Origin of the sequence: Paraburkholderia largidicola (genome assembly GCF_013426895.1) — a bacterium.
Classification (GTDB): Bacteria; Pseudomonadota; Gammaproteobacteria; order Burkholderiales; family Burkholderiaceae; genus Paraburkholderia; species Paraburkholderia largidicola.
Genome location: NZ_AP023176.1, coordinates 12,324 through 25,475, shown reverse-complemented (window position 1 = coordinate 25,475; position 13,152 = coordinate 12,324). Strand labels below are relative to the sequence as shown.

Genomic DNA, 13,152 nt, shown 5'->3' with positions numbered 1-13,152 from the left:
ACGGGCACGCCGCATCGAGCGGCATCCGATAAAACCCAAGGAGACGCTTATGGATCCCAGCTACACGGAAGCAGGCGCGCGCGCCACCCAGCCTCAATCAATCGCCCCCTCCGCATCCAGCGACCGCCTTCGACGCCTCAGGTCGATCTTCTCCGGGTCCGCCGGCAACCTGATCGAGTGGTATGACTGGTATGTGTACTCGGCCTTTGCCTTGTACTTCGCGCGTTCGTTCTTTCCTGCCGGGAACCAGACTGCCCAGTTGCTCAATACGGCTGCCGTGTTCGCGGTCGGCTTTCTTGCCCGGCCGATCGGCGGCTGGCTGATGGGCATTTACGCGGACCGCCACGGACGGCGCTCGGCCCTGCTGGTTTCAGTGGTGCTGATGTGCTTCGGTTCGCTCATCATCGCGCTGTGCCCGAGTTATGACGCGATCGGCGTGGCCGCGCCCGCGCTGCTGGTCGTCGCGCGCCTGCTGCAGGGCTTGAGCGTGGGTGGCGAGTACGGCACATCGGCGACTTATCTGAGCGAGGTCGCCACCGCGAAGGATCGCGGCTTCTACTCGAGCTTCCAGTACGTGACGCTCATCGCCGGACAGCTTCTCGCGCTGGCGCTGCTCGTGGTCCTGCAGCAGTTCCTTCTGACGACGCAGCAACTCGAAAGCTGGGGCTGGCGCATTCCGTTCTTCGTCGGCGCGGCCGCCGCGCTGGCCGCGATGCGCCTGCGCACGACGATGGAAGAAACCGGTGAGTTCGAAAAGGCCAAACACAAGAAGGACCGGCGCGGCACGCTCGCCGAATTGCGCAAGCACCCGCGCGCGGTCTTGACCGTCGTCGGGCTGACGATGGGCGGCACGATCGCGTTCTACACGTACTCGATCTACATGCAGAAATTCCTCGTGAACACGGTCGGCATGAGCAAGCACGACGCGACGCTCGTTTCCGCGGCCTCGCTTTTCCTGTTCGCGATTCTGCAGCCGATCGTCGGATCGATATCCGACCGGATCGGGCGCCGGCCTGTTCTGATCACGTTCGGCGTGCTCGGCACCCTGTTCACCGTGCCGATCATGACGGCCATCAGCCAGACGCACGACGCGTGGGTTGCCTTCTTCCTGATCATGGCCGCGCTGGTGATCGTGTCGGGCTATACGTCGATCAACGCGGTCGTCAAGGCGGAACTGTTCCCGGCGGAAATCCGTGCGTTGGGCGTGGGACTTCCTTATGCTCTGACCGTATCCATCTTCGGCGGCACGGCCGAATATCTGGCGCTATGGCTCAAACAGGCAGGACATGAACCGCTCTTCTACTGGTATGTCACGGCTGCGATTTTCTGCTCATTGGTGGTGTACCTCTGCATGCGAGACACGGGCAAGCACTCGCTCATCAAGGACTGACGTTCTGCCAAAGATCGCCATTGGTGTCCGACTTCACGCGGACACGGCATCATGACAACGCATCCTTTGAGGCGGATGCGGCACGTAGCAACGGTTGTCGCGGTGCTCGCGTGCTGCATCGCGACAGCGGCACTTGCCTACGTCGCCGCGCTGCACTACTACTCGCGGGCGCACGCAAACGAAGTGGCGCAGCGCGCGTCTCTCTACGCATTGACGCTCGAGTCACAACTGGCGCGCTACGAGTCGCTGCCGCGCATCGCTGCGCTCGATCCCGTGCTTCCGCGCCTGCTTGCGAAGCCCGACGATCCCGCGCTGCAGCGCGCGGCGAACGCCTATCTGAAAGCAGTCCAGTCGAATGCCGATCTGTCCGCTGCGTACGTGATGGACATGAGCGGCAAAACGCTGGCCGCCAGCAACTGGGACGAAGAGGGCAGCTTCGTGGGTTTCGACTACGCATTTCGCCCCTATTTCATCGATGCGATGAAGCGCGGCACGGGGCGCTTCTACGGCGTGGGCAACACGACGAAGAAGGCCGGGTACTTTCTGGCCGTACCTGTCAGCGACGGCTCAGGTGCGGCCCGACGGGTGGTGGGCGTGGTCGCGATCAAGGCATCGCTGGATGGCTACGAGCGTGAGCTGGCGAAGAGCGGCGACATCGTGCTGTTCGTCGATCGGGACAACGTCGCGTTTCTCTCGTCCGTCCCCGCATGGCGTTACCGGGCGCTGGCGCCGCTATCGGATGCGGCGCGGCATGCGCTCCAGCAGACGCAGCAATACGGCGACGCGGCGCTCGCCGCGCTTTCCACGCGGGCTGCAACGGCGGACCGCGCCAACAGCGAGCAACGCGCATCCGAACAACAGATCGGTCCCGACAAACTATTCGTCGCGCCTCCGGGGCAAGGGTCGAAGTGGTTTCATGTGCATTACCGCACTGTTGGACCGCTCGGATGGAAGGTGGCGATCCTGACCGACGACGCCGACGACGAGCGCAGCGCGATGTTCGTCGCCATCAGCGCCGGCGCGGCCACGGCGCTCGTGTTCGCGCTCATTGCGGCCGCGCGTCTGCGCAACAGCCGGAACCAGGAACGGCTACGCGCGCGGACGGCACTGCAGCAGGCGCAGCGCGACCTCGAACAACGCATTGCGGAACGCACGGCCGAACTGACTCAGGCCAACGCCGCGCTGGAAGAAAAGGTCGACGCACTCGACGACGCGCGCCGCATTCTGCGCGATACGCGCGACACGGCGATCCAGGCGGGCAAGCTCGCGGCCCTCGGCCAGATGGCGGCGGGCATCACGCACGAGCTGAATCAGCCGCTTGCGGCCGTCATGACGCTGTCCAGCAACGCGATCCGGATGACCGAACTCGATCGTCCGGAGGATCTGAAGAAAAACCTGACGCTCATCAACGAACTGGCCGCCCGGATGGGCAAGATCATTTCGCATGTCAAAGCTTTTGCCCGAAACGACGCCACCAGCAGGGAGCCTGTCGTGATCGCCGACTCGTTGCAACAGGCGCTCGCGCTGATCGAATCGCATCGCAAGGCGGCGGGCGTCACGGTACGCGTGGCGTCCGTACCGGAGGACGTCGTCGTGCTCGCCAGTCCGATACGGATCGAGCAGGTCTTCATGAATCTGTTGACCAATGCAATCGATGCAAGCGCGGCCTCCGCAGCGCGGCGCGAAGTGCGCGTCACGACCGAGGTCGTCGAGACGCGCGTGCGCATCAGTATTGCCGACAGCGGTCCCGGCATCGCACCGCAGACGATGTCGCGGCTATTCGAGCCGTTCTATACGACCAAGGCGTCGGGAAAAGGCTTGGGGCTCGGACTCGTCATCTCGCAGGCCATCGTCGATGAATTCGGCGGTCGCCTTGAAGCGAAAAACAGCCGCGACGTGGATTCAGGATTGGGTGGCGCGGTCTTCGTCGTCGAATTGCAGCGCGTCACGGAAAAGGTCACAACCCGGCTATGAACTCGCCCGATAATTTCGCCAGCATGCTGGTCTACGTGGTTGAAGACGATCCTGTCGTGCGGCTCGGTTGCACGCAGGCCTTGTCGCTGGAAGGCATCGCCGTGCGTGAATTCGCCGATGCCGAAAGCGCGCTCGCCGCGCTCAGGCAGGCGCCGCCGGCGGTGATCGTGAGCGATGTCCGCTTGCCGGGCATCGACGGCCTCACGTTGCTGGACAGCATCAAGGCACGCCCCGACTGCGCCGACCTGCCCGTGATCCTGACAACCGGTCACGGCGATGTCGCGATGGCCGTCGGCGCCATGCGTTCGGGCGCTTACGATTTCATCGAAAAGCCGTTTCACTCGGAGCGGCTGCTCGATACCGTGCGACGCGCGCTGGAGCATCGCAAGCTCGTCGCCGAGAATCGCAGCCTGCGCGCGCAACTGAGCAGCGAACGGACCCTGCTTGGCAGGTCTGCGCCGATGCAGCGTATCCACAGTCTGATCGATGCAATCGGACCGACGGGCGCCGACGTGTTGATCGTCGGCGAGACGGGTTCGGGAAAAGAAGTGCTGGCGCGAACGCTCCATACGGCAAGCCGCCGCACAGGCCCGTTCGTGGCGCTGAACTGCGCAGCGTTACCGGAAGCGGTATTCGAAAGCGAAATCTTCGGTCACGAGCCGGGAGCGTTTACAGGCGCGCAGCAACGCAGAATCGGCAAGTTCGAATACGCGAACGGCGGGACGCTCTTCCTCGACGAACTCGAAACGATGCCGCTCGCGCTGCAGGCCAAACTGTTGCGCGCGCTTCAGGAGCGCTCCATCGAAAGGCTCGGCAGCAACACGTCCGTGACGATCGATGTGCGCGTCATCGCTGCCGTCAAACAGGACCTCAAACAGCTTTCCGATCAAGGCCATTTCCGCGCCGACCTGTACTACCGGCTCAACGTCGTTTCGATCGAACTGCCTCCGCTGCGGCAGCGCGCCGACGATATTCCGGAACTGTTCGCCCATTTCGTGCGGGCAGCGTGCGCCCGCTACGGCAAACCCGAACCCGCGTGGACGTCGGAAGACATGATGCGCTGGCAACTGCACGACTGGCCGGGCAACGTCCGCGAACTGAAGAACGTGGCGGAGCGTTTTACCCTCGGCCTCGATGACGGCTTGCCGCAGCCTCCCGCGGGCGCCGATTCGCTCGCATCGCGGATGGTGCGCGCGGAGCGCGGCTATATCGAAGAAGCCCTGCGCAGTGCAGGCGGACAGGTGATCCGGGCTGCTGAACAGCTGGGCTTGCCGCGTAAAACGCTATACGACAAGATTACGCGTCATGGCATCGACCCCAACGCGTTCCGCCAGGCGTCACATCCGTGAAGGCGTGACACTGCAATTCGGGAGCGTCAATGAACAAGTTCGTGGACATGGTCACGTTTGTGTCCGTTGTCGACGCATCGAGCTTTTCTGAGGCAGCACGCAGACTCGGGACGACGAAGTCCATCGTCAGCACGCGCATACGTCAACTGGAACGACGGCTTGGCTGCGCATTGCTGGAGCGCGACCGCCCGCTGCGAATGACGATTGCGGGCGGTGTGTTCTACGAAAGCGCATCGCGCGTGCTGCAGGACGTGAAGCTTGCGGAAGACTCGGTTCAGGAGACTCAGGGCAGTCTTCGCGGACCTTTGCGGATTGCGGTTCCTTTGACGTTGCTGACGCGCCGCATTGGCGCGCTATTGTCCACGTTCGCCGGACAGCACCCGGATTTGCAACTCGATATCGAAGCGCAAGACCGGTTCGTCAGCATGCAGGACGGCCAGTACGACGTTGCCATCCGCATGGGCGAACTGCCCGACAGCAGCCTCATCGCGCGACCGATCACGATGTATCACTGTTTGATTTGCGCGAGTCCCGCTTATCTCGAACGTTATGACACGCCGACGCACCCGCGCGATCTCGCGAATCACTACGGCGTCAACTATTACCACCGTGAGCCGAACGGGATGTGGAGTCTGGCCGTAGACGGAAGGCGGCAGTCGTTCCGTATCAGGACGCGCATGCGTGCCGACTCCGAACAGATGTTGCTGGAGGGCGCGCGCGCAGGCTTGGGCCTTGCCATACTGCCGACCTTCGTCGCAGCCGATTCCCTTCTTTCCGGCGATCTGGTTCCGGTACTACAGCACTATCCGCCTCAGGGCGGGCATATTTCCGCGGTCTATCGAAAGGCCGTTCGCACACCGCTCAGAATTCATGCACTCATCGAGTTGCTGGCGGAACATATTGGCCACCCCGCGAGCTGGGATTCCCAACTGGTCGCTGCGGGTGTCGTGAAGAGTCAAGCCAGCAAGTAAAACCGTGCAGACACACGGTCTCGGAGCGTTCGGTCAAACCGAACTTCAGTTTCGATTTCCCTCGTCTTTCTCTTCAGATGCGCTCTGATTATTCTCTGCAGTGCGCAGTATCGAAGCGCGGGCATGTAGGGCGTTCGCTACATGCACCTGTCGTGAATCGATGTCAAAACATGGTGCTTTCATGATTTACATCATGGAAGCCTTTTCTTGGTCGGATGAGCATCGTTACAGGAGAAGAAAACTATGAATAACCGTAATTGCTTCGTCGCGTGTGGTAGACGCGTCGTGCTGGGCGTGCTGACGGCAGGGTGCCTTGCCATACCGTTATCGGCGCTGTCGGAAGACCTGCCTTTCTCGACTGATCCGCAGGTGCTCGCGCGGCAAAGAGAAGTCTATGACGTGGTCGATCGCTATCAGAACGGCTTGAACACGAAGGATACCGACGCGATCGTGAATCTGTTCGCGGACAACAGTGTCGCCGAGTGGAACGACAAGACGACGTATGCGACCCGACAGCAAAAGATCGACGGCTATAACGCGCTATTCCGGAAAGTGAACTTTTCCACGCAGTTTGCCTACGACGCGATCGACGTAGATGGCGACATCGGCATCGTGCGCACGCATCATCACGTCGGCGCGACCTACATCGAGAAAGGCAAGAAAGTCGCCGATCACAATCGCGAGCTGTTCGTGCTGCGTCGACAGGATGGCCAATGGAAAATCATTCTTTATATGTTCAACACGGACCCGAAGCAGGGCGAGGGCTGAGTCCGGGTAAAGAAGCACGGCAACACGACGGGAACAACAGATCATGCTCGTAACCGGATGTCGAATCGGCATCCGGAAAACTACACAAGGGAGACAGTCATGGCGACGATGACGGCTGCAGTCATCCGTGCACCAGGCGGACCGGAGGTGTTAAGGCTCGAAGAACGCATGGTGCCCGTGCCCAAAGCCGGCCAGGTTCTGATTCGCGTCAAGGCGTTCGGTCTGAACCGTTCCGAACTCTTTACGCGCCGCGGGTTGTCACCGGACGTGAGCTTTCCACGCGTCCTGGGGATAGAAGCCGTCGGTGTCGTCGAAGAAGCGCCCGGCGGCGAATTCCAGAGAGACGATGTCGTCGCGACGGCGATGGGCGGCATGGGGCGTCAGTTCGATGGCGGCTACGCGGAGTACACCTGCGTGCCGGCTAGCCAGATCCAGAAATTCGACGCGGTCCTGCCGTGGGAAAAGCTCGGCGCGTTGCCCGAGATGCTGCAAACAGCGTGGGGATCGCTATCGCGGGCACTTGGACTGCAACACGGAGACCGTTTGCTGATCCGTGGCGGGACGACTTCCGTCGGCCTGGCAGCCGCAGCGCTAGCGAAGCATGCGGGCGCATACGTGATCTCGACCACCCGCAACACATCCAAAGGCGCATTTCTGCTGCAAAACGGCGTCGACGAAGTCGTGATCGATTCCGGCAGCATCGCCGAGGAAGTCAAAGCACTGGCGGGCGGTGGCGTCGACAAGGTGCTCGACCTGGTCGGGACGACGACCTTGAAAGACTCGCTGCGTTGCGCGCGACCGAATGGACTGGTCTGCATGACGGGCATCGTCGGCAACGCGTGGACGTTCGACGACTTCGATCCGCTGGAGGCCATTCCGAGCACGGTGAAGCTGACCGTCTACGACGGCGGTGCACAGGAATTCGTCACGACACCGTTTGCACGCCTGATTCGCATGATCGAGCGAGGCCAGTTGCGCATCAATGTCGGCAAGGTGTTTCGGCTGGACGAGATTGTCGAGGCGCATCGCTGCATGGAACGAAACGAAGCGAACGGCAAGATCGTCGTGCTGACCTGACGCGACGGCTTTGCCTACTGATGAGCAGCAGCCGACAACACGTTTTCTTGCGGCATGACGCGCGCACCGCTCGTCCAGACGCTGACGCCGCGCGGATCGATTGCAAAGCGCGCGGGACCGCGTTGCAGCAGATGCGCCGGTTCGCCATCGCAAGCGATATCGAAACGCATGCCGCCGATCTCCGCGACCGCGAACAGATCGCCGTGCCTTAGCTCGACGGAATCGATGGTCCCGGCGTGCGCGCCGTCCGCGACGATCGCAATCGAAGACGGCGCGACACGCCACATCACCTGCTGACCGACGGGAATGGCGCGGTCAGCCGTGTCGATTGCAAGTCCCGACGCGGTTTCGATCGAGCCGGGCGCGCGTATCGCGCCTTCCCCGACGTTATGCAACCCAAGCAGCGCCGCGACCTGCAACGACGCGGGCTGACGGAACACGTGATCGACGGCGCCTGCCTGCAGCACGCGCCCGCGTTCGATGACGAGCACTTCATCCGCGAGCAGCGCGGCTTCGTCGGGATCGTGCGTAACGAGCACGGTGACGGCCGAAATTTCGCGCTGCAAGGCGCGCAGCGCCTGTTGCAACCGGCGACGGCGCGGCGTATCGAGTGCGGAAAACGGCTCATCGAACAACAGGAGCTGGCTGTGCCGCGAAAGTGCGCGCGCCAGCGCGACGCGCTGCCGCTGACCGAACGACAGCTGACGCGGCAAGCGCCCCATCAACGCCGACAGCCCGAGATGCTCGACCCAGTAGCGCGCGCTCGCGGCATCCGCGTCGACGGGAAACGACAACTGCCGCGCCAGCGTCATGTGCGGAAACAGCCCGTAATCTTGCGGCACGTAGCCGATGTGACGCTGCTCGGGCGGCAGCGCGTCCAGTTGCGTTTCGCCGAAGTGCACGAAGCCCGCTTCATTGCGTTCGAGCCCGGCAATCAGCTTCAATGCCAGCGATTTACCGGAGCCCGACGGGCCGATGATCGCGAGCCGCCGCGTCGAAGGCGTCCATTCGATGTCGAGATCGAATGCGCCGAGATGACGCCTGAGCGCGAACGCAAGACGCGGATTCGGCAGGGTAGGGCGCGCTTCGCTCTGCGTCTGCTGGTCCGCGGCATCGCCGTTTTCTGCCATGTCGAACAGGCTCGAACGGCCGTCACGCCACGCCACCGAAAGCGCCGCGCACAACACGGCGATGACGAGCGTCGGCAGCAACAGCGGCATCATCGCGGGCAAGCCCTGGCCGCCAAACACGACGTACGTGTACACGGGCAGCGAATACGGATGATAGGCAACCATCACTGTCGCGCCGAACTCGCCGAATGCGCGCAGCCACGCGAGCACCAGACCGGCGCGGATCGACGGCCAGGCGATGGGCAGCATCACGCGGAAAAAGCGGCTTGCCGCGCGATGTCCGAGCGTGGCCGCGACGTCTTCGTAGACGGGATCGATCGCGGCGAACGCCGAGCGCGCCGCGACGATCAGGAACGGCGCGGCCACGAACGTTTCGGCGAGCACGATGCCCGCGAACGAATCGGTGAGCGCGCCGTTCGTCAGTCGACCGAGCCAGCTATACGGTCCGAGCAGAAACAGCAGCAGAATGCCGCTCGTCAGCGGCGGCAGCGCCAGCGGCAACTGCACGATAAAGCCGAGCAGCGCCATGCCGCGTGATGTCGAGCGCGACAGCCAGTAGCCGAGCGGCACGGCGCCTATCAGGATCACGAGCGCCGCGACGCTCGCGCTGCCCGCCGACACCGCGACGGCCGACCACGTGCCGCGCCAGTCGACGCCCGTCCAGTCCGCGTGGCCGACCTGTGGAATGCTCGCGATGAACGGCGCACACAGATAGACGGCGAGCAGGCAGGCAAGCCACAGCAGCGGCCGGGCAGTCTTGCGTGTCATTGCGCGGCGTCGAGCACGGCTTGCACGGACGAGGGCACAGCCTGCGCGTTACCCGTCACGACCGGCTTGACGATATCGACGCCATGCTGCTTCAGCAACGCGCGGCCCGACGCGCTCAGCAGAAAGTCGACGAAGCGCGCCGCGCCGGCCTGATTGGGCGCGTCGTTGAGGATGGTCAGCGTGTAGCTGGCTTTCGCCTGAAGTTCGGGCGCAGGGCGCAGCGCGGGAATCTTCAGATCGGACGTTTCCGTCGAATAGAAGAAGCCTGCATCGAGCTGACCCGATTGCAGCCGCCCGACCAGCGTCTCTTCGGGCAACACTTGCGCCGGGTTCTCCGGGTCGCCGAGCGTCTTTTCGACGAGGTCCGGCTGTTTATACAGATCAGCCGCTTTGGTCATCATCTGGACCGTGAAGGCGCCCTTCGGATCGAGCTTCGGATCGGTGCGCCCGATGCGAATGCCCGGCTCCTGCAGCACGGCATCCCAGCGCTTCTTCTTGAAGTCGGCGGCGAAGCGGCTTTGCGGGTTGTAGCCGATCATCAGCGGCGACTCGGCGAACGTCACGTACCACGACACATGATCGCCATTCGCGGCACCCATCAACCCCGGGTTGACCGTCGGGCTCGCGCTGATGAACACATCACCGCGCCGCAGCTTGCCCTTGATCTGATTGGCGATCAGGTTCGAGCCCGCCGCATAGCCCTGAAAATGCAGACCTGTTTCCTTTTCGAAAGCTGGGCCGACGCTGCGTTCCATCAGATTCACCAGCGAACCCGCGTACAGCACCTCGACCTTGCCTTCATCGGCGGAAGCGGCGCCTGTGAAAAGCAGACCCGTCAAAACGATTCCCGACAACAACAGCTTGCGCATCACGATTTCCCCGTTGCGTTATGAATGGCCATATATTACGACGACCGTCATTGACGCTGCAGTCGAGACAACACGCGATAGCGCAAATTCGCACGCCGCGTGTGCGCTGGCGGTTGTCAATCCGTTGCGTGCGCATCCGTCAGCGACGCGCGATCCCAGCCGCCGCCGAGCGCCTTCAGCAGTTGCACGCTCGCGTCGATACGTCGTGCGTCGATCTGCTCGGCCGTACGTTCATTGGATAGCGCGATGGTCTGCGCGGTGACGACATCGAGGTAATTGACTGCGCCTGCCTGAAAGCGGTTGGACGTCAGTTTCAGCGAGAGGTCCGCGGCTTTCGTCGCGCGTTGCTGGCTGTCGGCCTCGTTCGCGAGCGTATCGAGCGACGACAGTTGATCTTCGACCTGCTGGAACGCGACCAGCACCGTCTGCCGATAATCCGCGACCGTACCGTCATACTGCGCGTTCGCGCCCTTCAGCGCCGCGCTGCGGCGTCCGCCGTCGAACAGCGTGCCCGCGATCTGCGAGCCAAGCGACCAGAACAGACTCGACGCAGTGAGCCACGGCGCAAAGAACGTGCTTTCGAGCCCCGCTGTCGCCGACAGGGTGAGATTCGGATAGAACGCCGCGCGCGCCTGGCCGATCTGCGCATTCGCCGCGGCCACGCGCCGTTCGGCGGCGGCGATGTCGGGACGGCGCTCCAGCAATTGTGACGGCACGCCCGCCGGAATCTGCGGCAGCGCGATGGTTTCGACCTTCGGCGGCAACGAAAACGACGAAGCGGGCTGGCCGATCAGCGTCGCGATGGCATGCTCGAGCTGCGCGCGCTGCACGTCGATATCGCTGTCCTGCGTGCGCGTGCTTTCCAGTTGCGTTTGCGCCTGCGCGACGGCCGACGCATCGATTGCGCCGTCGTTCAACTGCTGTTGCAGGATACGCAGCGCGGCCGAGTACGCGGTGACGGAATCGTCGAGCAGCTTCTTTTGCCGGTCGAGCGAGCGCAGATCGAAATAGTCGGTGGCGAGATCGGCGGCGACGGCAAGGCGCACCGATTGCAGATCCGCTTCGCTGGCCTGCGCGTTATCGCGCGCGTTGACCGTCGCATCCTTGACACGACCGAACAGATCGGGCTCCCAGCTCGCCGCAACGCCCACCGAAAAATCGGGCACGGTATGGCCCGCCAGGCCGCGGTGCACGACGTTCTGCGAGGTTCGAAAACGCTGCGCCGACGTTCCCGCCGTCACAGTGGGCGAGTAACCGGCGCGCTGATAATCGACCATCGCGCGCGCCGCTTCCAGTTGCGCGACGGCCTTGCGCACGGTCTGGTTCGACACGTCGACCTGTGCTTCGAGATGGTTCAGCTCGTCGTCGCCGTAGAGCGTCCACCATGGGCCGCGCGACTGCGCGTCGGCGGGCGTGGCGACCGTCCAGCCCGCCGAGGGTTGCGGCACGCTTGCGAAATGATCGGGCACAGCCGTTTGCGGCTGCGAATAATTCGGCAGCGTCGAACACGCGGTCAGCGCGCTTGCGACGGCGATAACGACCGACTTGCGAACCAGCGACGCACTTGCATTGAACATGATGAGCCTCGCCTCGCGCTTAACCGTGCTTCGCCGACGTTGCCGTCTGCGCAGCCTTTGCGGGCGCGATGCGCACCGTTTCGCCGTCGCTGATCGCATCGCCGGGATTGTTGATGACGCGGTCGGTCGCATCGAGCCCCGTCGCAACTTCGACATACGTGCCGAAATCGCGGCCGATGGTCACCGTCCTCAGCTGCACCTTGTCGTCCTTGCCGATCACCGCGACGGTCACGCCATCCGGCCGGAACAGCAGCGCGCTGACGGGCACTTCGAGCGCGGGATGCGCGGTGACGAGCGCAAGATGAACCTGCGCGTACGCGCCCGGCAACAACGCGCCGTCGCGATTGTCGACGTCGACTTCAACGCGCAGCGTGCGGCTGACGGGGTCGATCGAATCGGCGCTGCGCGCGACGGTCGCGTCGAACTGGCGCCCCGGATATTGCTGCGTCGTCAGATAGACCTTCGTGCCGGGCGCGATGCTCTGCGCGTCGTTTTGCGGCACGTCGACATAGACGCGCAGGCGGTCGGTCTGTTCGATATGAAACAGCTCGCCGCCGTTGGCCGCGATGCCCGGCGAGCCGCCCGCCGTCACCAGCGCGCCGACATCGACTTTGCGCGCGGTGATGACGCCATTGAACGGCGCCGTCACTTTCTCGTACGACACCAGCTCGGTGAGCCGCGCTACGTTCGCCTGCGCCGCTTGCCATGCCGCGAGCTTCGCCGCGCTGTCGCTGGTCTTTGCGTTCGCGTCCTGTTGCGAAACCGACTGTGTTTGCAGCATCGTTTGCCACCGCTGCGCCGTGCTGTTCGCGAAGCTGTAATTGGCCTTCGCGTTCGCTTCGTCGGCGCGCGCCTGACGCAGTTGCGCGTCGAGTTCGGGCGTCTGGATATCGGCGAGTGTCTGGCCCGCATGGACCTTCGCGCCGATATCCGTGTACCAGTGCTGGATGTAGCCGCTCGTGCGAGCGTAGATCGACGCATCGGCGTACGGCATCACGTTGCCCGGCAACAGCAGTTCCTGCGATGCGGGCGCGCGCGTCGGCGTCAACGCGTCGACGCTCAGATAGCGCTGCGCGTCGACCTGCTGCGTGAGGGCCGTGCTGGCGTGCAGCCTCGGCACGATGCCGATCGCGAGCAGCGCGGCAGCGACGGCTGCGAGCGCGACAGGCAGCACGAAGCGCTTCTTGCTGGGCAAAGGCGCGTTGTTGGACAGCGCGAGGTCGGTGCGGGCCGACGGTTCGTGACCGGTCGGCAGATTGGGCGTGGTCATGAAAAGTCC

The 13,152-nt window shown here is 63.5% G+C and carries 10 protein-coding genes; 6 read left to right on the top strand and 4 right to left on the bottom strand.

The window, feature by feature from the left end; all coding sequences use genetic code 11:
• The first annotated feature begins 49 nt into the window (after window positions 1-49).
• The 6 genes from PPGU16_RS28900 (at window position 50) to PPGU16_RS28875 (ending at window position 7,529) form a co-directional block, all read left to right on the top strand.
• Complete coding sequence (locus PPGU16_RS28900) at window positions 50-1,390, top strand: MFS transporter (protein ID WP_180726184.1); 1,341 nt, start codon at window positions 50-52, stop codon at window positions 1,388-1,390.
• Window positions 1,391-1,441: 51 nt separating this feature from the next.
• On the top strand, window positions 1,442-3,364 hold the full coding sequence (locus PPGU16_RS28895) for a sensor histidine kinase (RefSeq protein ID WP_180726183.1): 1,923 nt from the start codon (window positions 1,442-1,444) through the stop codon (window positions 3,362-3,364).
• Window positions 3,361-4,713, top strand: a complete 1,353-nt coding sequence (locus PPGU16_RS28890; RefSeq protein WP_180726182.1) for a sigma-54-dependent transcriptional regulator — start codon at window positions 3,361-3,363, stop codon at window positions 4,711-4,713. The genes PPGU16_RS28895 and PPGU16_RS28890 overlap by 4 nt, the downstream gene beginning before the upstream one ends.
• A 29-nt stretch (window positions 4,714-4,742) precedes the next feature.
• Window positions 4,743-5,684 (top strand): LysR family transcriptional regulator, encoded by a 942-nt coding sequence (locus PPGU16_RS28885; RefSeq protein WP_180726181.1) that lies wholly within the window; start codon window positions 4,743-4,745, stop codon window positions 5,682-5,684.
• Between the two features lie 243 nt (window positions 5,685-5,927).
• The gene (locus tag PPGU16_RS28880) at window positions 5,928-6,452 is read left to right on the top strand and encodes a YybH family protein (RefSeq protein WP_180726180.1); all 525 of its coding nucleotides are present in this window, start codon (window positions 5,928-5,930) and stop codon (window positions 6,450-6,452) included.
• A 99-nt stretch (window positions 6,453-6,551) separates the two neighbouring features.
• Window positions 6,552-7,529, top strand: a complete 978-nt coding sequence (locus PPGU16_RS28875; RefSeq protein ID WP_224028795.1) for a zinc-binding alcohol dehydrogenase family protein — start codon at window positions 6,552-6,554, stop codon at window positions 7,527-7,529.
• Window positions 7,530-7,543: 14 nt separating this feature from the next.
• On the opposite strand, the gene PPGU16_RS28870 is transcribed toward PPGU16_RS28875, so the two are convergent.
• From PPGU16_RS28870 to PPGU16_RS28855, 4 genes are all read right to left on the bottom strand, one after another.
• Entirely contained in the window at window positions 7,544-9,427 is a 1,884-nt protein-coding gene (locus PPGU16_RS28870) for an ATP-binding cassette domain-containing protein (protein ID WP_180726179.1), read from the bottom strand.
• Window positions 9,424-10,296, bottom strand: a complete 873-nt coding sequence (locus tag PPGU16_RS28865; protein ID WP_180726178.1) for an extracellular solute-binding protein — start codon at window positions 10,294-10,296, stop codon at window positions 9,424-9,426. The genes PPGU16_RS28870 and PPGU16_RS28865 overlap by 4 nt, the downstream gene beginning before the upstream one ends.
• A gap of 116 nt (window positions 10,297-10,412) precedes the next feature.
• Complete coding sequence (locus tag PPGU16_RS28860; protein WP_180726177.1) at window positions 10,413-11,873, bottom strand: efflux transporter outer membrane subunit; 1,461 nt, start codon at window positions 11,871-11,873, stop codon at window positions 10,413-10,415.
• A gap of 19 nt (window positions 11,874-11,892) precedes the next feature.
• On the bottom strand, window positions 11,893-13,143 hold the full coding sequence (locus tag PPGU16_RS28855) for an efflux RND transporter periplasmic adaptor subunit (RefSeq protein WP_180726176.1): 1,251 nt from the start codon (window positions 13,141-13,143) through the stop codon (window positions 11,893-11,895).
• Between the last annotated feature and the right edge of the window lie 9 nt (window positions 13,144-13,152).